At 44.2% G+C, this 21,728-nt stretch carries 19 protein-coding genes and 1 tRNA gene; 12 read left to right on the top strand and 8 right to left on the bottom strand.

Annotation, left to right across the window (positions count from 1 at the left end; translation table 11 throughout):
• Nucleotides 1–107: 107 nt before the first annotated feature.
• From R7O13_RS18285 to R7O13_RS18270, 4 genes are all read left to right on the top strand, one after another.
• Nucleotides 108–184: transfer RNA gene (locus tag R7O13_RS18285), tRNA-Trp, on the top strand.
• A 475-nt stretch (nt 185–659) separates the two neighbouring features.
• Nucleotides 660–992 (top strand): DUF1904 domain-containing protein, encoded by a 333-nt coding sequence (locus R7O13_RS18280; RefSeq protein WP_318304400.1) that lies wholly within the window; start codon nt 660–662, stop codon nt 990–992.
• A gap of 12 nt (nt 993–1,004) precedes the next feature.
• A complete protein-coding gene (gene mepA, locus R7O13_RS18275) occupies nt 1,005–1,841 on the top strand; it encodes a penicillin-insensitive murein endopeptidase (RefSeq protein ID WP_005381766.1) in 837 nt (278 codons plus the stop codon).
• A 323-nt stretch (nt 1,842–2,164) separates the two neighbouring features.
• Nucleotides 2,165–2,473 (top strand): hypothetical protein, encoded by a 309-nt coding sequence (locus R7O13_RS18270; RefSeq protein ID WP_005381765.1) that lies wholly within the window; start codon nt 2,165–2,167, stop codon nt 2,471–2,473.
• 42 nt (nt 2,474–2,515) lie between these two features.
• Here the strand turns inward: R7O13_RS18270 and R7O13_RS18265 are convergent, their stop codons facing one another.
• The 3 genes from R7O13_RS18265 to rdgC form a co-directional block, all read right to left on the bottom strand.
• Nucleotides 2,516–2,770: a YfhL family 4Fe-4S dicluster ferredoxin gene (locus tag R7O13_RS18265; protein WP_005381763.1), complete on the bottom strand. Its 255-nt coding sequence runs from the start codon at nt 2,768–2,770 to the stop codon at nt 2,516–2,518.
• Nucleotides 2,771–2,772: 2 nt separating this feature from the next.
• Nucleotides 2,773–4,173 (bottom strand): tRNA 5-hydroxyuridine modification protein YegQ, encoded by a 1,401-nt coding sequence (gene yegQ / locus R7O13_RS18260; RefSeq protein ID WP_005381754.1) that lies wholly within the window; start codon nt 4,171–4,173, stop codon nt 2,773–2,775.
• 165 nt (nt 4,174–4,338) lie between these two features.
• Complete coding sequence (rdgC, locus tag R7O13_RS18255; RefSeq protein WP_017633930.1) at nt 4,339–5,253, bottom strand: recombination-associated protein RdgC; 915 nt, start codon at nt 5,251–5,253, stop codon at nt 4,339–4,341.
• Nucleotides 5,254–5,477: 224 nt separating this feature from the next.
• On the opposite strand from rdgC, the gene phoB reads away from it, so the two are divergent.
• The 3 genes from phoB to R7O13_RS18240 are packed head-to-tail and all read left to right on the top strand — an operon-like array spanning nt 5,478 to nt 8,465.
• Complete coding sequence (gene phoB / locus R7O13_RS18250) at nt 5,478–6,167, top strand: phosphate regulon transcriptional regulator PhoB (RefSeq protein ID WP_005381752.1); 690 nt, start codon at nt 5,478–5,480, stop codon at nt 6,165–6,167.
• Between the two features lie 40 nt (nt 6,168–6,207).
• Complete coding sequence (gene phoR, locus R7O13_RS18245; RefSeq protein WP_005383667.1) at nt 6,208–7,506, top strand: phosphate regulon sensor histidine kinase PhoR; 1,299 nt, start codon at nt 6,208–6,210, stop codon at nt 7,504–7,506.
• Nucleotides 7,506–8,465, top strand: a complete 960-nt coding sequence (locus R7O13_RS18240) for a phosphate ABC transporter substrate-binding protein PstS family protein (RefSeq protein WP_318304397.1) — start codon at nt 7,506–7,508, stop codon at nt 8,463–8,465. Before phoR ends, R7O13_RS18240 begins: the two co-directional genes overlap by 1 nt.
• A gap of 34 nt (nt 8,466–8,499) precedes the next feature.
• Here R7O13_RS18240 and ppx read toward each other — a convergent pair whose 3' ends face one another.
• Nucleotides 8,500–10,005, bottom strand: coding sequence for an exopolyphosphatase (gene ppx, locus R7O13_RS18235; protein WP_033905789.1), 1,506 nt, complete (start codon nt 10,003–10,005; stop codon nt 8,500–8,502).
• Complete coding sequence (ppk1, locus tag R7O13_RS18230) at nt 9,989–12,079, bottom strand: polyphosphate kinase 1 (protein ID WP_005381748.1); 2,091 nt, start codon at nt 12,077–12,079, stop codon at nt 9,989–9,991. The genes ppx and ppk1 overlap by 17 nt, the downstream gene beginning before the upstream one ends.
• 207 nt (nt 12,080–12,286) lie before the next feature.
• Between ppk1 and R7O13_RS18225 the strand changes: the two genes are divergently transcribed.
• The 4 genes from R7O13_RS18225 to phoU are packed head-to-tail and all read left to right on the top strand — an operon-like array spanning nt 12,287 to nt 17,745.
• Entirely contained in the window at nt 12,287–14,491 is a 2,205-nt protein-coding gene (locus R7O13_RS18225) for an ABC transporter permease subunit (RefSeq protein WP_171344850.1), read from the top strand.
• Nucleotides 14,492–14,521: 30 nt separating this feature from the next.
• Entirely contained in the window at nt 14,522–16,195 is a 1,674-nt protein-coding gene (pstA, locus tag R7O13_RS18220; RefSeq protein ID WP_213898581.1) for a phosphate ABC transporter permease PstA, read from the top strand.
• A 2-nt stretch (nt 16,196–16,197) separates the two neighbouring features.
• Nucleotides 16,198–17,016, top strand: a complete 819-nt coding sequence (gene pstB, locus R7O13_RS18215; protein WP_005381745.1) for a phosphate ABC transporter ATP-binding protein PstB — start codon at nt 16,198–16,200, stop codon at nt 17,014–17,016.
• A gap of 30 nt (nt 17,017–17,046) precedes the next feature.
• On the top strand, nt 17,047–17,745 hold the full coding sequence (gene phoU, locus R7O13_RS18210; RefSeq protein WP_005381744.1) for a phosphate signaling complex protein PhoU: 699 nt from the start codon (nt 17,047–17,049) through the stop codon (nt 17,743–17,745).
• A gap of 62 nt (nt 17,746–17,807) precedes the next feature.
• Here phoU and ppk2 read toward each other — a convergent pair whose 3' ends face one another.
• From ppk2 to R7O13_RS18195, 3 genes are all read right to left on the bottom strand, one after another.
• Complete coding sequence (ppk2, locus tag R7O13_RS18205; protein ID WP_318304395.1) at nt 17,808–18,584, bottom strand: polyphosphate kinase 2; 777 nt, start codon at nt 18,582–18,584, stop codon at nt 17,808–17,810.
• A gap of 70 nt (nt 18,585–18,654) precedes the next feature.
• Nucleotides 18,655–19,398 (bottom strand): copper homeostasis protein CutC, encoded by a 744-nt coding sequence (locus tag R7O13_RS18200; protein WP_154205211.1) that lies wholly within the window; start codon nt 19,396–19,398, stop codon nt 18,655–18,657.
• A gap of 283 nt (nt 19,399–19,681) precedes the next feature.
• Nucleotides 19,682–20,293, bottom strand: coding sequence for a peroxiredoxin C (locus R7O13_RS18195; RefSeq protein ID WP_005381738.1), 612 nt, complete (start codon nt 20,291–20,293; stop codon nt 19,682–19,684).
• Between the two features lie 199 nt (nt 20,294–20,492).
• Between R7O13_RS18195 and R7O13_RS18190 the strand changes: the two genes are divergently transcribed.
• Nucleotides 20,493–21,398 carry a hydrogen peroxide-inducible genes activator gene (locus R7O13_RS18190; RefSeq protein ID WP_005383681.1) on the top strand — a complete coding sequence of 302 codons (906 nt, stop codon included), beginning with the start codon at nt 20,493–20,495 and terminating at the stop codon, nt 21,396–21,398.
• The last annotated feature ends 330 nt before the right edge of the window (nt 21,399–21,728 follow it).

Below are 21,728 nucleotides of genomic sequence, written 5' to 3'. Positions count from 1 at the left end.
GGTAGTTCAGTTGGTTAGAATACCGGCCTGTCACGCCGGGGGTCGCGGGTTCGAGTCCCGTCCACTCCGCCACTTATTTGAGCGTCGTCTCAATAAACACGAATTACAGGGGTGTAGCTCCAATTGGCAGAGCAGCGGATTCCAAATCCGCGTGTTGGGAGTTCGAATCTCTCCACCCCTGCCATACTCTAAAGCCTCAGCAGTAATGCTGGGGCTTTTTTGCATCTGAAGAAAAGAGAAGCTGACTAGTTGGAAGAGTTGTCGATTCCTCTGATACCAAAGTATCGGGGGGATTGAAAGCTCATATCTCCGGGATATTGGTCCACTTCACCTATCCCCCATATTCATAAGCTCTGGCTTAGGTCAGGGGCTCTTTTATTCCTAACGTATAGTTTCGACGTCAGGTGTATGTTTATCCAACGAATATGGCATACCTTTGCTTCAGATAGTTTTATTTTCTAGTAATGTAATTACTAAATGTTGATGTATCGCGTTGCTCTTTCTGTTTTACCTTCGAATTTCATAACACTTTTTCTTCGTTATCGAGCACATCTGATTCACAATCTATTGAAAGGTCAGTGGTTACATTGGCTTGGATGATTACTGACTTGGTTCCTGTTATCATCATGCCTTAATGCTAATAATTAGGAAGTAAGTTTATGCCACATTTTCGATTCCGTGCTGTAGAGCCACAAGCTGTTCAGGCATTATCAAAACCCCTTAAGGATGAACTTCAGCCTCTAATGGACTGTCCGCGTGAGGATTTTACTTTTGAGTATATCTACACTACGTTTTTCAATGAGGGTGAGGTGAGTGCTGCATATCCTTTTGTCGAAGTGCTTTGGTTCGACCGTGGTCAGGAAGTGCAAGATGAAGTTGCCAAGCTTATTACGCAACAAGTGCGCGGTATCGCTGGTGCCGATATTGATGTTGCAGTTATCTTTTCCGCCTTATCTCCTAAAGCTTATTACGATAATGGCGAACACTACTAAAGGTTAAAGGCTATGAGGCTGAGTTTCATTGTAACTTTGGGTTTATGTTTCTCAGCTTCAGTATGTTCTACTCCTTGGGAGTCTGCGGTTAATCCTACCCGAAACTCTTCCTCCTCTATTGGTAGTTATGCTAACGGTTGTTTAGATGGTGCATTACCCTTGCCTCTCGATGGCGTTGGTTATCAAGTCTTACGTAGTAAAACGAAGCGCTACTATGGGCACCCTAAAACGATAGAGTTTATTGAAAATCTGGCGCTTAAAGCTCACCAAAATCTCAACACCACTCTGCTGATTGGTGATTTGTCTTTACCTAGAGGTGGAAGGTTCTCCTCTGGTCATTCTAGTCATCAAACCGGGTTAGATATCGATATTTGGTTAAGACTTGCTGACCAACCGCTTTCTTATAACGAATTACAACTTCCTAAGCCCATGAGTGTGGTGGATTTAAAAGGTTATTCCATACTTAATCATCGCTGGGAAGAACGGCACTTTAAGCTAATTCGGTACGCTTCAAAAAGTAAGGATGTTGCACGAATTTTTGTACATCCTGTTATTAAGGAGCAACTTTGCTTGCAAGAAAACGGCAAAGATCGTTCTTGGTTACGTAAAGTACGTCCATGGTGGGGGCATCATTACCACTTTCACGTCAGGTTATCTTGTCCTGATTCGAGCGACTATTGTGTTGATCAAGCACCACCTCCAGTAGGTGATGGTTGCGGTGCTGAGCTTGCAAGTTGGGCCCCGAAAGCAAAACCTACTGATACCCCTCAACGGGTAAAAACAACCTCTAAGCCCAAACGAAAAAAAGTCGTTCCACCTCAATGCTTGCCGCTTATCAATCCTAATTAGTGTTACTCTTCAGGTTTATCTGTACTTGGTGATCTCTTTTATGAAACTGGAGAAACATCATACTTTTGTCTACATTGAATAGTACCAATACAAAAACTAACCCAATCAGTTTTGGGGACATATTATAGAAATCTAAATTAAACAAAGAGTTGTAGTATGGGTAAGTTGTAACTTCTCTGTTTATAAAAAGATCTTTCGTCACGATACTCTGGTTTCTTAGCAATATGTCTGTCAGTTGGCTAAAAAGCGATAACAACGCAGACAAGTGTGTAAGGCAGGGATATACCCTTTTCCTGTTAGAAGAGTAAATCAAGGACAAAACCATGACTATGATTTGTGCAAAAGAATTTGCAGAGTGGTTAAGACACAGATTTAGCAGTGATACTAAAGGAGTCTCTTTGACTCGAGAGGATGTGAATCACCTGACTGGGCGTCAACGCCTTGATCCGGGTTTTGTTAATGATGTGCATTATGAGCTGATGCAATATGGAATGGCTTTCGTTACTGATACGAGCCGAGAAAACTTTTATTTAATACCTGTTTCTCAAGCGGAAAATTGGCGTGAGAGACTAGAGTATCATTTTGAAAAAGAGCTGTTCTGCAATATTATCCCTATTGAAAAATCAGGTTGAGAAAAGGTTCAACTTTGATGCCAAAGTTGAACCTAATTGCTCTTATGCTAACCCTTGAATAATCACGAATTTTTCAAGCAACTGCTCTTCAGTTTCGACATGGTTCGGATCAGTGATTATGCATTTTGTAATTGGACACACTGACTGACAGGTCGGCTTTTCGTAATGCCCCTTACACTCTGTACATAGCGCTGGATCAATTTCGAAAATGCTCTCTCCCATACTGATTGCCCCATTGGGGCATTCGGGATCACACATGTCGCAGTTAATGCATTTATCAGTAATGAGCAAGGCCATGGTTACTTACCAGTCGGGTTACGGGTGTCCTGCCCTGAGTTTAGATTACGCATTAATAGGCCATATTCTAAATCTAGCTCTGCTGGTACTGGAATGAATACAAAGTGACCGTTTCCTTTCGCGTCTTCAATAGACTCTGACTTGCGGTTTTCCATTGCCTCTAGCGTGAAAACAATATTGCCTTTTGGTGTCATTAGTTCAAGGCTATCACCGACAAGAAACTTATTTTTTACTTCTACTTCAGCCATGTCACCACGACGTTTGCCAGTGAATTCACCAACAAACTGTTGAGCATCAGAGACTGAGTAACCGTAATCGTAGTTTTGGTAAGTATCGTGTGTATGACGGCGTAGGAAGCCTTCAGTGTAGCCACGGTGAGCTAGGCTTTCTAGTGTACCCATTAGGCTTTCATCGAATGGTCGACCTGCTACAGCATCATCAATTGCTTTACGATAAACTTGAGCGGTACGTGCGCAGTAGTAGAACGATTTAGTACGACCTTCAATTTTCAATGAGTGAACACCCATCTTAGTTAAGCGTTCAACGTGCTGAACCGCTCGTAGGTCTTTAGAGTTCATGATGTAAGTACCATGCTCGTCTTCGTAAGCTGCCATTTTTTCTTCTGGACGGTGTGCTTCAGAAAGTAGAACGACTTCATCTGTTGGTTTGCCGCGACCAATTGTGGTTTCAGGACGCTCGTCTTGTACTTCGACAGGCTGTGCTTCCGTCGGGTCGAATTTCTCTACGATGTCACCAGCGTCGTTTTCTTTACCCTCTTCAACTTTGTATTCCCAGCGGCATGCGTTAGTGCAAGTGCCTTGGTTAGGGTCACGTTTGTTGATATAGCCAGAAAGTAGGCAACGACCAGAATAAGCCATGCATAATGCACCGTGAACGAATACTTCAAGTTCAGTTTCAGGGCAATGCTCACGAATTTCTTCGATTTCTTCTAGAGATAACTCGCGAGAAACGATCACACGTTCCACGCCATTCGCTGCCCAGAACTTAACGGTCGCCCAGTTTACAGCGTTCGCTTGTACAGAAAGGTGAATTGGCATTTCTGGGAAAGCTTCACGAACCATCATAATTAGGCCTGGATCTGACATGATCAATGCGTCAGGACCCATCTCTACGATTGGCTTAAGATCACGGATGAACGTTTTTAGCTTCGAGTTGTGTGGTTGAATGTTACATACCACATAAAGCTTTTTGCCTAGGGCGTGGGCTTCATCGATACCGATTTTTAGGTTCTCGTGGTTAAACTCGTTGTTACGTACGCGAAGGCTGTAGCGAGGTTGGCCAGCGTAAACTGCATCTGCCCCGTAGGCGAATGCGTAACGCATGTTTTTCAGGCTGCCCGCTGGAGATAGTAGCTCAGGCACGAATGCTTTCTCAGTTGTCATTGCTCAATTCTCTTTTATCTGATCACAAGTCAGGCCAATTCCACCTAATGGAAATGGGGCGCAAATTTTACGTCAAAATGTGAACTGTGACTAGGGTAATTGTGCTTCAGATAGAAAAACGCCCTCAAAAAAAGTGAGGGCGTTATGGTTAACCTTTATACAAAATTAAGCGTTAGGATTCGGTAAGCCGCCTAGCGCATCGTATAGGTTGGGAAGGAAAGCACTGAACTCTCCACACATTAGAGAGAAGTCTGCATCAAATCGAGCTGCTTGATCTTCACGTGGAATATCATCGTTTTGATCTTTCAATTCATCAGAGAATTTTAGACGTTTGATGCCTGCATCTTCCGTCATAATGAACTCAATACGATCTTGCCAATTAAGCGCAAGTTTCGTCACGACTTTATCCGCAGCGATGTGGTTGCGGATTTCATCAGTGGTTAGCTCTTGCTTCTTACAGCGAATCACACCACCTTCTTCAAGTACGGATTTTAGCTCAGCTTCGTCCATCATGCTGATACCTTGAGGTGTGTCACCGCTTTTCACCCACTCGGTTAGCGTAGTTTCAATCGCCACTTCTGGAATAGCAGGAACAACAGGTAGACTACCCATGGTTTTACGAAGCAATGCTAATACATCTTCTGCTTTTTTATAGCTGCTTGCATCAACAAGGATAAAACCTTCTTTTGGCATGATGAGCACGTGAGTGTGGCTGCTGCGGCTGAATGCGCGCGGCAGTAAATCCATTACGATGTCATCTTTCAGGTTGTCTTTCTCTTTCTTCTTCAGAGGACGACCTTCTTGCGCTTCCATTGCTTCTACTTTTGCATTCAATGATTCTTTGATCACAGAGGCAGGTAGCATTTTCTCTTCTTTCTTGGCGCAAATCAGAATGCGGTTTTCTGACACGTGAGTCATCATATCGCCATGTCTACCCATTGCACTGACCCAGCCAAATTTCTGTTTGTCTTGACTGCCACACGGGGTGAATTGGAATTCAGACAGCTGAGTTTCTAGTTGTTCGGCGTTAAAAGTAACCTCGCGGTTAACGCGGTATACCAGACAGTTTTTAAACCACATAAATCTTCTCTAGGCTTGATGACAAGGGACTAATCATAGGGAATTTTTGTGCTGATGTCTTAATAGAAATGAAAAATATTCGAATGAACCTCAAAAGAAAGTTATATGAAAATTTGTTTTCAAAGGTCACAAAAGTGTCATAATTGGTAGTGATAATGCTTATGCAAAGAGAGGCGCTTTGTCTCTTAAATTCATTAGCTCAACGAACATAAGGTTACTCAATTATGTCTAGAAGGATTCTGGTTGTTGAAGACGAAGCTCCTATTCGCGAAATGCTGTGCTTCGTACTTGAGCAGAAAGGTTACCAAGCGGTAGAAGCGGAAGATTACGATACTGCAGTAACCAAACTGGCTGAACCCTTCCCTGATTTAGTTTTACTGGATTGGATGTTACCAGGCGGTAGTGGCATTAACTTCATCAAACATATGAAGCGAGAGGAATTAACGCGCAACATTCCAGTTGTGATGCTTACCGCTCGTGGTGAAGAAGAAGATAAAGTGCGCGGTTTAGAAGTCGGTGCGGATGACTACATTACTAAGCCATTCTCTCCTAAAGAGTTGGTTGCACGCTTAAAAGCGGTGATTCGTCGCGTTACTCCGACTGCACTAGAAGATGTAATTGATGTACAGGGATTGAAGCTTGACCCTGTATCGCACCGTGTTACGGCTAATGATGCGCCATTAGACATGGGCCCAACAGAATTTAAGATGCTTCATTTTTTCATGACGCATCAAGAACGCGTATACAGCCGTGAGCAGCTATTAAACAATGTTTGGGGCACCAACGTGTATGTCGAAGACCGTACGGTCGATGTTCACATTCGCCGTCTGCGTAAAGCATTGGAAGCTGCAGGGCATGATAAGCTGATCCAAACTGTTCGTGGTGCTGGATACCGCTTCTCGACGAAGGCATAAATTAACACGCAGCTTATCGGTACCATTTCTGGAGTTATGAGTGGTTGAAAGATTAACGTGGAAAAAGCTGGCCTGGGAGCTGGCTTTTTTTTACACCCCATGGGTGATAGTAGGTTGGATATTCGGTTATATGCCGTGGTTGCTTTTGGCAGCTACGGCATTGCAGCTTGTGTGGCATTTGCATAACCAAGTACGTTTATCTTCTTGGTTATGGGATGAAAAACGCCTCACGCCACCGTCTGGTAGCGGTAACTGGGAATCTTTGTTCAATGGGTTGTATCGCTTACAACAGCGCCAACGCCGCAAACGAAAAGAGCTTACTAATCTTATTCGTCGATTCCGAAATGGTGCAGAATCGCTACCCGATGCGGTAGTGGTATTCCGTGCTGAAGGCAATATTGTTTGGTGCAACAAGCTGGCTCAGCACTTACTGGGCTTCCATTGGCCAGAAGATTCAGGTCAACCTATCTCCAATCTCATTCGTACACCTGATTTTATCAAGTACCTCAACAAGAAAGACTTCTCAGAGCCATTAGAAATGCGTTCACCACTCAACGTCGAACGGATGCTGGAATTGCGTATCGTACCGTATACCGAGGGTGAGCACTTGATGGTAGTGCGTGATGTGAGCCAATTAAAACAACTTGAGGGAATGCGTCGCAACTTCTTTGCCAACGTATCTCATGAACTGCGTACACCAATGACGGTGCTACAAGGTTATTTGGAGATGACTGAAGACCCTGATATGGTCGTGGGTCCAATGTGGAGCAAAGCTCATGGTGTCATGACGGAGCAGCTTAACCGCATGAACAGTTTGGTGAACCAACTACTGACACTATCTAAAATTGAAGCGGCACCTATGCATGAGCTTGAGGAAGTCGTGAATGTGCCCGCGATGCTTGAAGTGTTAGAAAAAGAGGCGGTTAGCCTTAGTGGGGACAACCAACATAAATTGAAATTTGATGTTGATGCTAGCCTACGCGTGCTGGGCGATGATGACCAGTTACGTAGTGCTATCTCTAACCTCGTTTATAATGCCGTCAAATACACACCGCCTGGTGCGAACATTAATGTTCGTTGGTTCCAGACCTCTCAAGGCGCATGCTTAGAAGTGGAAGATAGTGGTGATGGTATTGAACCTCAGCACCTCCATCGACTTACTGAGCGTTTTTATCGAGTGGATAAAGCAAGATCACGTGATACTGGTGGAAGTGGTTTAGGGCTTGCCATTGTAAAACACGCGCTGAGTCACCATGACTCTCATTTAGAAATTCACAGTGAAGTAGGCGTGGGCAGTAAGTTTTCTTTCGTATTGCCTGAACGTTTGGTGGTGAAATAATGGCTTTACGATTGGCAAAAACATTCAGTTTATTCACGCTTGTTTGTTCTTTTATGGCTGCCGCTCAAGATAAACCATTGCCGACTTATCATAAAACGACGGGGATTGTCGGGAACTTGCTCTCTGTTGGCTCCGATACACTTGCGGGTATGACAACGCTTTGGGTTGAAGAGTTTAAATCCATTTACCCGAATATTAATGCGCAAGTCCAAGCGTCTGGCTCTTCTACTGCCCCTCCAGCATTGACCGAACAAACAGCTCAGTTTGGTCCCATGAGCCGCCCTATGCGTTTAAGAGAGGTTGAAGCGTTTGAACGTGAACATGGCTACAAGCCAACGGCGCTTAGGGTAGCCATCGATGCAATCGGTATTTTTGTTCATCAAGATAATCCAATTCAAGGTCTTAACTTTAGTCAATTAGATGCTTTGTTTTCTGCCACGCTACGCTGTGGTGAAAGTCAATTTGTAACAAACTGGCAGCAACTCGGTCTTGAATCACAGTGGGCAAAGCGAAACGTACAGTTGTTTGGTCGTAACTCCGTTTCTGGAACTTATGGTTACTTCAAAAGTAATGCCTTGTGTGGCGGCGATTTCAAGACTCGAGTTAACGAGCAGCCAGGCTCCGCGTCAGTTGTGCAAGCTGTAGCGTCAACCATCAGTGGAATTGGTTATTCCGGTGTCGGTTATCGAGTGGCAGGCGTGCGCTTAGTCCCTGTGGCTAAAATGGGAAATGACTACGTGACTCCAACGCGAGAACATATTGTTAGTGGTAAGTACCCACTATCACGTTACTTATATGTTTACGTGAATAAGCACCCTGATTACCCATTAACACCAATTGAAGCTGAGTTTATTCGCTTTATCTTTTCTGCTCAGGGACAAGCGTTGGTTGAGAAAGATGGTTATGTGCCCATTACGGCAGACTTTGCAGAAGAAGAGTTAAAAAAAGTCGGCCTGTAAGCCGACTTTTTATTTAGGTATGGACAGTACGAGATCAGAAAGTGAGTGTCCACTTCGCGCTGTCCCAACGTTCTTGTTCTTCCTGTAAATCCGCGTGAAGTAATTTATTGTTTTCTAGCCATGCTTCATCTGTGCAGGTGAGAATCCATTCGTCATTTTTGATAGATAAGGTGATATCAGGCAATGGATCTTCATTACGCTGCCCATTTAATACGATAGAAAGTCGTAATATTTTGATGAGGCTTATAACGTCACTCTGTTTATAGAGGTTGAAATCTGGTAGTTCTTGCAATTTGAGCGCTTTACGCTGGAAGCGAGCTAATGTTGCAAGCACTAATTGCTGCTCACGGTTGAAGCCTTGTAGGGTGGAGTGCAACAGAATATAAAAAGAGTGGCGATGGAAACTACGCAAGTTGATACTTAATCCGACTTCATGAAGCAACGCTGCCCATTCTAGTAAGTCAAATAACTCACTCTTTTTCTTAATGCCTAGTTCAGAGCGTACCTGGCATAACATCTCACGTGCATGCCCCTTAACACGAGCGGCATGCTCTAAGTCGACTCGGTGCTTGTTGGCTAAATTTTCTGTGGTGCGCATGCGAATATCGGAGCGTGCGAAACGTTCTTCCATTTCGTACAACAGGCCTTCGCGTAGAGCACCATCGGAGAAAAACATTTGCTCAATGCGAAGCGCTTTGAAAATCGCGGACAAAATCGCTACGCCTGCTGCGAATACGGGTTTACGTTCTTCTGTTAGACCCGCCAGCTCAATATCTTCAATGGAATCAAATTTACACAGAGTTTCGATAAGTGTATCCAGTCGACTCGCTGTGATCAGGCCATCTTCAAAACCTAATCCTACTAGCACTTCTTGAATCGCTTTGATGGTTCCTGATGAGCCGAGAGCAATATCCCAGCCCTTTTTACGATATGTTGAAGCGATGGACTCGAGTTTTTGTTCGGCAGCTAACATCGCCTTGCTGAAGTTTTTTCCTGACAGTTTGCCGTTTTTAAAGTATTGCTCTGTAAAACTGACGCATCCCATCTGTTTACTGTTGAGAAGCTCAGGCTCAAATTCTTGTCCAATAATCATCTCGGTACTGCCGCCTCCGATATCGATGACTAGTTTGGAGTTGGATTCTACTTGAGTGTGCGCGACGCCTAAGTAAATCAGGCGGGCTTCTTCTTCTCCAGGGATAATTTCTATTGGGAAAGGCATCACTTCTTTCGCACGCTCGATGAAAAGGTGGGCATTTTTAGCGCGTCTTAGTGTGTGTGTGGCGGCGATACGTACATTTGACTCATCAAGCCCTTGCAACCTTTCAGCGAACATGGCTAAGCATTCTAGCGCACGCTCCATTGCGGCGTGACTTAAGTTCAATTCACTGTCGAGTCCTGATGCTAAGCGAACACGTTGTTTATGACGACTAACCAGTTGTAGGTCACTGCCGACAACTTTGGCCACCACCATATGGAAACTGTTTGAGCCGAGGTCTATCGCGGCAATGTAGCGAGTATCTTGTTCAAGTATTTGAGGCATCTGAATTTTGTTTTCTAGTTTGCTTTTCTATATTTTTAAGATAGTCATAGATAGCGATTTGAGAGCGAACTTTTTTGCGATTACCTCGTGGTACGTAAGCGTTACTCATTTCTTTATCTATTAAACGAGCCTTTACTGTATCGGTAAAATGGATATTCGTTATATCAATAATTCTCTGTTTCAAACGTGGATCACGGACTGGTACTGCTACCTCGATACGGTGATCAATATTTCTTGTCATCCAGTCTGCGGAGGAGATATAAACTTGCGGATCGCCATCATTGTGGGTGATCACCACGCGAGGGTGCTCAAGAAAGCGGTCAACAATACTGATGATGCGAATATTGTCGCTGATCCCCTCAATGCCCGGTACTAATGAGCACATGCCTCGAATGATCATGTTTATTTTTACACCGGAAGTACTTGCTCCATAAAGCTTATTGACGATGCCTTTATCGACTAGGTTATTGACCTTGATCGTAAGAGCGGCTTTTTTCCCTAGCTTGGCATTCGCAATTTCATTATCGATTAAGCGGTAGATTTGGGTTCGAGAATTACGAGGAGATACCATAAGGTGATTGAACTTCACTGGTCGGTATGGATTCTCAATGTAACCGAAGACATTACGGACTTCATTAGTGATTTCTTGATCTGCCGTAAGCAGGGAGAAGTCGGTATAAATTCGTGCCGTCTTCTCATGGAAGTTGCCTGTGCCGATGTGTGCGTAGCGAATAATTTCTTCACCTTCGCGGCGGCTAATCATCAGTAGCTTTGAGTGAATCTTTAGACCAGGCGCACCAAAGATGACGTGCACACCCGCTTCGGTTAATACTTTTGACCATTCGATATTGGCTTCTTCATCAAAGCGAGCTTGCAGTTCGACGACCACAGTGACATTTTTGCCGTTGTGCACCGCATCAATTAAAGAGTTCATCAAGCGAGAATCTTTCGCGACGCGATAAATGTTAATCTTGATACTAAGTACTTTGGGATCGAAGGAGGCTTGGCGCACTAACTCACTAATGTGGTCAAAAGTGTGGTAGGGATAATAGAGCAGAATATCTTTCGCTTTAATCGCGTCAAAGCTGTTGGCATAACCTTCGAAATCGGCACATTTCATTGGCGGGAGAGGTTTATTTTCAAGATATTCTCGTCCAACATTTGGAAAGCCGATGAAGTCTTTAAAGTTGTGATAGCGTCCGCCGGGGATAAGGTTATCGTAGTTAGAGATATTAAGTTTGTTACACAGAAACTCTAACATTTGAGGCGGCATATCGCGTTCGTAGACGAAGCGAACGGGCTTTGCTGTCAGTCGCTGATTGACACCCTCTGACATTTGTTCAAGCAAGCTGTACTCGATTTCGTTGCGTAAATCGTATTCAGCGTCACGCGTCATTTTCATCGCATAGCCGCTAAGCTCATCATAATCAAAAAAGCCTTTGAACAGCTCGTCCAAACAGTGGCGGATAATATTATCAAGTAAGATGATGGTTTTTCGACGCTTTCCTTTCTGTTCTGGTACCATCACAAAGCGGGGAAGGTGATCGGTCGGAATTTCGATCAGAGCGTACTGATAATGTTCTTCTTTACGCAGTTCTACGGCGATGTAAGCGTACTCGTCTTTGAGAAATTGCAGAACATCGATCTCGTCTTTCATTAGGAGGGGAGTGATATGCGGCATTACCTCTCTACGGAAGTATTTTGCGATCCACTTTTGTTGCGATTCATCCAGTTGTTGCTCGTTGACCAAGAAAATGCGACGTCGCGCCATTTCTCGAATCAACTCGCTGTAAAGCTCATCAAATTGTTCGTTAAGCTTTAGTGCTTTCGACTGCATTTTGGTTAACAGTCGTTTAGGGCTATCACTGCCACCGCGCTCTTGGCTGATTAGGATTCTGCGCTTCACGTCCGCAAAGCGTACTTTGTAAAATTCATCTAAATTGTTGGAAAAGATCCCAAGAAAGCGAATACGTTCGATCAAAGGGACGGTTTTATCGGCAGCTTCTTGTAATACTCGTTCGTTGAAAGACAACCAACTCAGCTCTTTTTCTATATATAGTTTTTCTGCGCTCATAACCTTACCTAGCCAAAAGTGAAGTATTACGTACTCATCTTGGAAAAATGGATGAGTGAGAACATTATGAGATTTTCATTACAGATTTATTTCATACCACGCATTGCATAAGAGTTGTATTCTTTTCAGGTGTTTAATGTGATCTGTAATATAATTGTCATCTTAACGACATATTCTAGTACTAAGTCAAAAAAGGTAGAGATATAAATGGCACAAGCCGAGTTTTCATTGCAGGAAAAAGATAAGAAACGACTGATAAAAGATCGTTTAGTTCGACTTGCAGTGACATCCGGTGGTGTCGGCGTACTCGCGGCGCTTATTTTGATCTTTGTCTACCTCGCCATGGTGATCATTCCGCTTTTTTCTGATGCGGAGATCAAAACCAACCAAGCCATTCGAGCCACTCATATTGAAACACCACTTGCGATTTCAGTGGATGATTACGCTCAGCTCGCGTTCGTTCTAACCCAAAGTGGTGAGATTCAATATTTGTCGATGGACGATCCTACGAAACCTGCGGTGTATACACAGCAAATCGTCCAGAAACCCGTCGCTTTCTCTCAATCTGCTCCTGGGCTAGGTTGGTATGGATTTGTTGATGGGCAGGGTAAAGCGAACCTTTTCAAGCCAGAATTTAATGCCACATTGAGAGAAAATACACGTCCTCCGGAAGTGATTGAGCTAGACACCAGCATGGATCTGACACTAAGTACGCCTCAAGATCCTGTGACTCAGTTTGTATTTGCAGCTTCGACGCCCTTACCAACGGTTGTTTGGCAGACGCAAAGCGGTGAAGTGAAAGCTCGCTGGCAAGTGGCTTCGTCTTTGGGTACGTCTCCTACAACGATCGATTTTACGTTCTCTTCAGGCTTTAATACGCCTCAGCAAATGTTGTTGACACCTGACGGTGAAACGCTTTATTTGCGCGATGGCTCTGAGTTGATAGTGTTAAAGAAAACCGCACGTAAATTTGCTGTACGGGAGGTGGTCGATCTCACTCAAGGTGATAAGAAGCATTCCGTTCGTACGATAGACTTATTGGCTGGTGCTTACTCGCTTTTGGTGACGCACAACGATGGTCGGGTGTCGCAATGGTTTGATACGCTGCAAGAAGAAAAACGCACGTTAACGCATATTCGTGATTTTAAATTGGCATCAGAGCTTAAGTATTTGTTGCCGGATTCTCATCGAAAAGGATTTTATAGCTTTTACACCAACGGCACGTTGCAAAGCCATTATACAACCAGTGAAAAACTGGTGTTGTTTAAGCGTGCGTACAATCAAGCGCCCGCAATCGCAGCAATGTCTAACAATGAACGCTACTTAATCACTTGGCAAAATAATGCGTTAAATGTTGCGGAAGTGGACAATGCCTATCCGGAAATTTCATTGTCTTCATTATGGCAAGAAGTGTGGTACGAAGGGTATCCTGAGCCTGAATTTGTGTGGCAATCGACTTCGGCGAGCGATAACTTTGAGGCTAAGTTCAGCCTAGTACCTATTGCGTTTGGAACGATAAAAGCGGCGATGTTTGCGATGCTGTTTTCAGTACCGCTCGCAGTGCTAGGTGCTATTTATACGGCTTACTTTATGTCGCCACGCATGCGTCGTGTCGTAAAACCGTCGATTGAGCTAATGGAAGCACTGCCGACGGTGATCATAGGTTTCCTCGCGGGATTGTGGTTCGCGCCTATTGTCGAAGATCATTTGATTACGATCGTCGTTATGCTGTTTGTTTTGCCCTTGAGCACCATGATTATGGGCGGGCTATGGGCATTAATACCGCAACCTTTGCGGAATCGTCTGCCTAATGGTTGGCATGCTTTAGTGCTCATGCCTGTCATATTGGTACTGATTGGGCTTGGAGTGTGGATTTCGCCTACGATTGAGCAGACGTTCTTTGGTGGCGATATGCGCTTATTCTTAACCGAGCATGGTATTGGTTACGATCAACGCAATGCATTGGTGGTGGGGCTAGCGATGGGGTTTGCTGTTATCCCGACGATTTTTACCATTGCCGAAGATGCTATTTTCTCTGTACCGAAGCATTTATCGGATGGCTCTTTGGCATTAGGGGCCACGCCTTGGCAAACTTTAATCTATGTTGTCTTGCTTACTGCAAGCCCAGGTATTTTTTCTGCCATTATGATGGGCCTGGGACGCGCTGTTGGCGAAACCATGATTGTGTTAATGGCAACGGGCAATACGCCATTAATGGATTGGAATATTTTGGAAGGATTGCGCAGCCTGTCGGCGACCATCGCCGTTGAGTTGCCAGAGTCGGAAGTTGGAAGTTCGCATTATCGCCTGCTGTTCCTAGCTGCATTGATTTTGTTTGTGTTTACGTTTGCAGTAAACGCGCTTGCGGAGTGGGTTCGTCAGAGACTGAGAGATAAGTACCGTGCGTTGTAATAATGGTTTGAATAAAGAGCGAGTAATAACGTGTTAAATTGGATTCGTTCTGGCGCACCGTGGATATGGCTAACAGGCGGTGCAGTCAGCATCAGTTTGTTGTCGGTATTAGGGTTGTTACTCCTTATCGGCTGGAAAGGCCTGACTTACTTTTGGCCAGCGCCCTTGTATCAGTGGAATGTTGCAGCGCTGACACCTGTACAAGGCGAAGTGCTACATGAAAATACTATTCTGATTGGTCAAGTGTATGAGCGCAGCTTTGTACCGAAGAGTTATTTGCCTGAAAGCGCAGCACAACAGTTAGAAGACGATGAAGATTTTGCCACGCGACTCAACATCAAAATCGCCAACCGAGAGTTGTATCCCGCCGATTTTATCTCCGTATTGCAAATGCAGTTGGATGAGCCCACGACGCCAGAAGAGTGGGCGGTGATAGAGCGCAGTAGCGGTGGTTATTTCTTTGGTAAGCTGGTGGCGTTTCAAGATGGCGATAATATATACACCAGTGATATTCAATCGATACTAAATAAAAAGCTTGATGATGCAGAAACTCTGCGCCATGAGATTGATTCTTTGGTGGTCGATCAGCTTAAAGAGCTTGGTTGGAAGCTAGAGCAGTTGCGATTAGAAAAGCGCAAGCATGAATTGAATGACACGCTGACAGAAAGCTTCTTAAAGGAAAATCAGACGAAAAAAGAGCAGATAGAAAAAGCGCTTGCGACGTTAGATTTGCAACTTGATGGTTTACGACTTCAGCTCTCTGACTATGCCTTGATTGCCGAGGATATGACGGGGTCACAAGTATCGATTCCGCTCGAAGATATTTTGGACTACTGGTATCCAAACCAAATGTCACTGCCTGATAAAGTCATGCATTGGGGAAAACAGGTTTGGAAGTTTTTATCTGAAGATCCAAGAGAGTCTAACTCCGAAGGAGGCGTGTTCCCTGCGATATTTGGTACGGTTTTCTTAGTACTCATTATGTCGATCATTGTGATGCCACTTGGGGTGATCGCCGCTATCTATCTACATGAATATGCTAAGAATAACGCTCTAACCAGAGTTATTCGTATTGCGGTTATAAACCTAGCGGGTGTTCCATCGATTGTTTATGGCGTGTTTGGTTTAGGTTTCTTCGTTTATACGATTGGTGCCTCTATCGACAACGTATTCTATGCGGAGAAGCTACCGGCACCAACCTTTGGTACGCCGGGTTTGTTATGGTCAGCACTAACTCTTGCCGTGCTGACGCTTCCAGTTGTGATTGTGACGACAGAAGAAGGTTTAACTCGAATTCCGAGCTCCGTACGACATGGCTCTCTGGCACTTGGTGCAACTCAGTTCGAAACGCTATGGCGCGTGGTTTTGCCTATGGCGACGCCAGCTATTATCACAGGTTTGATCCTTGCGATTGCGCGTGCAGCTGGCGAAGTAGCGCCACTGATGCTGGTGGGGGTCGTGAAATTGGCATCCAGTTTACCGGTTGACGGACAATTCCCTTATGTGCATTTGGATAGAAAGTTCATGCATTTAGGTTTTCACATTTACGATGTTGGCTTTCAAACCTCCAACATCGAAGCGGCGCGACCATTAGTTTATGCCACCTCTTTCTTACTCGTGACAGTGATTGTCGGGCTAAACTTAACAGCAATCAGTATTCGCAATAATTTACGAGAAAAATACAGAACGTTAGGACAAGATTAAGTATGTTTAATTTTGATAGTACATTAGGTTATGAGCCACCATTGGACGTTCATAATTTAACGGATGAACAAACAGCCATCTCAATCGAGAACCTTAATCTGTTCTATGGTCAAACTCAGGCGCTGCATGATATTTCGATGCGAATTCCCAAAGGGCGAGTCACCGCTTTTATCGGTCCTTCAGGGTGTGGAAAGTCGACGTTATTACGTTGCATCAATCGCATGAACGACTTAGTGGAAGGATGTCGAGTCACAGGCAAAGTGCGTCTCCATGGCAAGAATGTTTATCATCCTAATGTCGATGTTGCGACACTTCGACGCCGAGTGGGAATGGTGTTTCAAAGACCCAATCCATTTCCTAAGTCTATTTATGAAAACGTAGTTTATGGCTTACGCTTACAAGGTGTAAAAAACAGCCGCAGTTTAGATGACGCAGTGGAGCGATCCTTGCGCTCGGCGGCGTTGTGGGATGAGGTAAAAGACCGCTTGCATGAGAACGCATTTGGCTTATCTGGTGGTCAGCAACAGCGCTTGGTCATTGCGCGCGCGGTGGCGATTGAGCCGGAAGTCCTGTTATTGGACGAGCCAACATCAGCGTTGGATCCAATCTCAACTTTAACTATTGAAGAGCTTATCAATGAGCTGAAGACTCAATATACTGTGGTTATCGTTACCCATAACATGCAACAAGCGGCGAGAGTGAGCGATCATACTGCATTCATTCATATGGGTAAGTTAATTGAATACTCTGACGCGGACTCGATCTTCACTTCGCCAATGAAGAAACAGACCGAAGATTACATTACGGGTCGCTACGGTTAAGTCGCGACTCTATACGGAATAAGGAACATCATGCACTTTGGACGTCATATTTCAGGACAATTTAACGTAGAGCTAGAATCGATTCGTACTCATGTATTAACCATGGGAGGCTTGGTAGAACAGCAGCTTTCGTATGCTATTCAAGCCTTGCATAAAGAAGACATCGAACTGGCGCGTAAGGTTGTGCGTGACGATCATAAAGTGAATGCGATGGAAGTCTCGATCGATGACGCCTGTACACGCATTATTGCTAAGCGTCAGCCAACGGCAAAAGACTTGCGCTTAATCATGGCTATCATCAAAACGATCACTGATTTAGAACGTATCGGTGATGTGGCGACACGCATTGCTTACGTTGCTATCGAAAGCCCATCATCAAAAGAACGACAATTCCAAGTGTCGTTAGAGCCTCTCTGCCGTCAGGCAATTAATATGCTGCATCAGGTTTTAGATGCGTTTGCCCGCATGGATGTAGAAGCGGCAGCAGAGGTGCATAAACAAGATGACAAACTAGACGCCGAGTATGAAGCGGTGATTCGTCAGTTGATGACTTACATGATGGAAGATCCAAAAAATATCCCTAATATTCTGCAAGTGATGTGGTCGGCACGCGCGATTGAACGCGTGGGGGACCGCTGCCAGAACATCTGTGAATACATTATTTACTTTGTGAAAGGGAAAGATGTACGCCACCTAGGTGATCAAAGTATTGATGACGTACTGAAGTAACTGACTTCAACAAATAGACCAGCTTTTAGGCTGGCCTATTTATTAGAGAGAAGGAAAGCACGTTAATATTTATCAGGAACGAAGGTCTGATCATCAATGGGCGCTCTGACGTAACCTTCTTTATTGAGTTCAGGTAATTCGATGGGTGAGTACTCAAGTGCTTTGTAATCAATCTGGCTTAGTAAATGACTGATACAGTTCAAGCGCGCTTTCTTTTTGTCATTAGAAGGGACGACCCACCAAGGGCAGTTTTTCGTGTCTGTATAGGCAAACATCTTATCTTTTGCTTCCGAATACTCCGCCCAGCGATGACGTGACTCTAAATCCATTGGGCTGAATTTCCAACGTTTGATCGGCGTATTAATTCGACCTAGAAAACGTTTTTCCTGCTCTTCGTCTGAAACCGAAAACCAATACTTAATCAGAATAATCCCAGAGCGTTGCAACATTCTCTCGAATTCAGGGCAAGAGCGTAAAAACTCCTCGTATTCGTCTGGAGTACAGAACCCCATGACTTTTTCGACACCTGCTCGGTTATACCAACTTCGGTCAAATAAAACGATTTCACCAGCAGATGGTAAATGAGCGACGTAACGTTGGAAGTACCATTGCGTTTTTTCTTTTTCTGTCGGTGCAGGCAGAGCCACTACGCGACAAACACGCGGGTTTAGCTTTTCTGTAATTCGCTTTATCACTCCGCCTTTGCCCGCAGCATCACGTCCTTCAAACAGAACCACCACTTTTAACCCTTTGTGTTTGATCCACTCTTGAAGTTTTACGAGCTCAACTTGAAGGTTTTTGAGCTCCTTTTCGTATTCCTTTTTCTTCAATTTAGACATACACCTTTCCTCACTCCTTGATAAACAATATGTTAGCACTCAAAAGCTATGCGCGTGAGGTTACGGTAGTCTATTTGAGAGCTGCTACGACATCGGTAATGGCTTGTGTACTTGTGATGGGGATTAAAAAATCATCGACATCGGATGCGCCCATTTTGCTTTGTTCAGCAACAAAGGTCATTTGGCTAGGGCGTGTGGTTTTGCCTGACAGATGGATTTCAGGAACTTGAGTGTCTTCTACTAGCTCACGTACGTTACTCGCATTAACGCCAGCCCCCGCCATGATTGCTATGCGTCCTTGGGCTTGCTTAACCAAAGCTCTAAGCACATCGATCCCTTGTGGTGCTGAAGGCGCAAGACCGGAGGTTAAAATACGTTCACAACCTAAGCTGATCACTTCTTCCAAAGTTTTTTCAGCGTCACGACACTGGTCAAAGGCACGATGGAAGGTCACGCCTAAGCCAAGCGCTTGAGCAAATTCACACAGCGCAGCCGCGTAAGGCATATGAATATCACCGTCTTGAGTGAGCACGCCGAACACGACACCGCTCAAGCCTGATTGGTGAGCCGCTTCAATATCCCAACGCATCATTTCGATCTCTTCTTCATTGTAGAAGAAGTCACCTTGGCGTGGGCGGATCATGGCATAAACTGGAACACTCGAAAGCTTAGCCGCTTGCTGCATAAAACCATAACTGGGTGTTAGTCCGCCTAAAGCCAAAGAGGAGCAGAGTTCAATCCGAGTGGCGCCGCCAGCAATGGCGTAGTGCAGAGATTCAATATTATCGATACAGACTTCTAGGTGAGTAACCACGTTCATTCATCCTGCTAACGTTACAAATAAGTGTTGTGGCTAAGATATTAACAGGGCCAGTAAGCAGAATCTGTATGGAGGAGATGATAAATAGAGGTAAAGTTTACGCTAAAGCGTTACCTCATTTTGGCGGTTTATCTGAAGGAAAAAGAAAGCCCAGAGCTGAGGCTCTGGGCTTTGATAGGACTTTACTTAGACTGATTGGCGTTTGCGGTTTTCCGCATTAACTTTTTGCTTTATATACATCCAACCATCACACCCGTTGAGCTAGGGTGAAGGTCTATTATTTTTTGCCTAGGTCAGCTGCGTGCTCAGATAGGAACGCTGCAACACCTTTTGGAGATGCGTCCATACCTGCTTTACCTTCTTCCCATTGTGCAGGACATACTTCGCCGTGCTTCTGGTGGAAGTTAAGAGCGTCAACCATGCGTAGCATTTCGTCGATGTTACGGCCTAGTGGTAGGTCGTTAACTACTTGGTGACGTACAACGCCTTCTTCGTCGATTAGGAAAGAACCACGGAAAGCAACGCCTGCTTCTGGGTGCTCAACGTCGTAAGCTTTACAGATTTCATGCTTAACGTCAGCAACTAGTGGGTACTTAACTTGACCGATACCGCCATCTTCGATAGCAGTGTTACGCCATGCGTTGTGAGAGAACTGAGAATCGATAGAAACACCGATTACTTCAACACCTTTAGCTTGGAAATCAGCTAGACGGTTGTCGAATGCGATTAGCTCAGATGGGCAAACGAAAGTGAAATCTAGTGGGTAGAAGAATACTACTGCTTTCTTACCTTTAGTGAACTCTGCAAAGTTGAAGTTTTCAACGATTTCACCGTTACCTAGAACAGCTGCTGCAGTAAAATCAGGGGCTTGACGACCTACTAGTACCATTTTTTTGCTCCTAAAAAGTATGGTTAGCTCCAAACCGAATTCAGTTGTGTCGGTTTGGTTCGTGTTTGTACGAGACAAACTATAGTACAGATTGTAGTATTGAAAAAAGCGAAATAAATAGATTGAGTTAATCGAAAAAAACGATAATAACAAAACTCTTAACTCGATCACTGGAACGGCGGTAGATACAAATACAATTATGAATAAATGGCCCAGTTTGAAGCAGTTACACTATTTAGTCACACTGCATGAAACAAGACATTTTAGTGACGCTGCAGAGCGTTGTTTTGTCAGTCAGTCGACTTTAAGTAAGGGTATTCAAAACTTAGAGGAATTGATTGGTTGTCCCTTATATGAAAAGAAAGATAAGAAAAGTCCACTGGTTTTTACCCAAACAGGAGAAATGGTAGTAAAGCAGGGGCGAGAGCTGTTAGCAAAAGGGCAAGATTTGGTCGAGCTTGGACGTATGTGCCAAGGCGACGATATGCAAGGCCAGCTAAAAGTAGGATGTATACCAACAATTGCTCCGTTTTTACTGTGTGATTTGGTACAAGAGGTGAACTACCGTTTTCCACAACTGAATCTTTTATTAAGAGAAGACACGACGACAAACTTACTTCAAGCGCTCAGACATGGTGAGCTGGATGTGCTTATTTTAGCGTTACCAGTCGAAATTGATGGGATGGAAAGCCGAGTAGTGGGTAAGGATCCGTTTCGAATGGTTATAAGCGCTAATCAAGCCCAATCGGTCCCTGTGCCGATTCGTTACGCGGATTTACCTGACGAATCCGTCTTTCTACTAGAGAAAGAACATTGCTTAACGGAACATGCGGTATCAGCGTGTAAATTAACAGACAAAGAAAAAATCAATCCGTTTACGGCAACCAGCCTCCATACACTGGTGCAAATGGTTGCGAATGGTTTGGGAACAACGTTCATTCCTCAAATGGCTATCGACCATGGCTTGCTGCATAACCAGAATTTAGTCGTGATCGATCCTCCTGGTAAACAAGCTTATCGCGAAATCGGCTTAGTTTGGCGTCCGAGCTCGTCAAGAACGAAAACATTTAATCAACTTGCAGAAGTCGTTTCAGAGCTGCTTTAGCTATTAGTATTAGCCCTTACTTCTCCATTATTTATCTAAAAGCGCACTGGAAACAGTGCGCTTTCTAGTATTTTATTCTGTTGGTAAACTTTGACTTGTAAAATTTTACAGCTCTTCTTTGATGAAGCTTTCATAAAATAGTGAAATTTCACAATGTTAATTTTACACAAAGCCCTGCATACCTTGTTTGACCCCTGTTTAAATACATCTCTTCAGCCCTTGTGAATACAAGGTGTTTGTTTACCAGTCTATATTCATACGCTTGTTTGAAATGATAAAACGACTTTAAATTTAATGTAATTTTATTACGTAATAACTTACAAAATAAGG

The organism is Vibrio sp. Y176 (assembly GCF_033438945.1).
The sequence above is the reverse complement of the archived record's forward strand: the minus strand, read 5'-3'. Positions and strand labels throughout refer to the sequence as shown.

Coding starts and splice junctions, on each gene's coding strand:
- R7O13_RS18225 (WP_171344850.1), top strand. CDS start 12,287: ATGGCACAAGCCGAGTTTTCATTGCAGGAAAAAGATAAGAAACGACTG.
- pstB (WP_005381745.1), top strand. CDS start 16,198: ATGTTTAATTTTGATAGTACATTAGGTTATGAGCCACCATTGGACGTT.
- R7O13_RS18190 (WP_005383681.1), top strand. CDS start 20,493: ATGAATAAATGGCCCAGTTTGAAGCAGTTACACTATTTAGTCACACTG.
- R7O13_RS18240 (WP_318304397.1), top strand. CDS start 7,506: ATGGCTTTACGATTGGCAAAAACATTCAGTTTATTCACGCTTGTTTGT.
- ppx (WP_033905789.1), bottom strand. CDS start 10,005: ATGCCTCAAATACTTGAACAAGATACTCGCTACATTGCCGCGATAGAC.
- phoU (WP_005381744.1), top strand. CDS start 17,047: ATGCACTTTGGACGTCATATTTCAGGACAATTTAACGTAGAGCTAGAA.
- phoB (WP_005381752.1), top strand. CDS start 5,478: ATGTCTAGAAGGATTCTGGTTGTTGAAGACGAAGCTCCTATTCGCGAA.
- ppk1 (WP_005381748.1), bottom strand. CDS start 12,079: ATGAGCGCAGAAAAACTATATATAGAAAAAGAGCTGAGTTGGTTGTCT.
- R7O13_RS18265 (WP_005381763.1), bottom strand. CDS start 2,770: ATGGCCTTGCTCATTACTGATAAATGCATTAACTGCGACATGTGTGAT.
- rdgC (WP_017633930.1), bottom strand. CDS start 5,253: ATGTGGTTTAAAAACTGTCTGGTATACCGCGTTAACCGCGAGGTTACT.
- ppk2 (WP_318304395.1), bottom strand. CDS start 18,584: ATGTCTAAATTGAAGAAAAAGGAATACGAAAAGGAGCTCAAAAACCTT.
- R7O13_RS18280 (WP_318304400.1), top strand. CDS start 660: ATGCCACATTTTCGATTCCGTGCTGTAGAGCCACAAGCTGTTCAGGCA.
- yegQ (WP_005381754.1), bottom strand. CDS start 4,173: ATGACAACTGAGAAAGCATTCGTGCCTGAGCTACTATCTCCAGCGGGC.
- R7O13_RS18270 (WP_005381765.1), top strand. CDS start 2,165: ATGACTATGATTTGTGCAAAAGAATTTGCAGAGTGGTTAAGACACAGA.
- R7O13_RS18195 (WP_005381738.1), bottom strand. CDS start 20,293: ATGGTACTAGTAGGTCGTCAAGCCCCTGATTTTACTGCAGCAGCTGTT.
- mepA (WP_005381766.1), top strand. CDS start 1,005: ATGAGGCTGAGTTTCATTGTAACTTTGGGTTTATGTTTCTCAGCTTCA.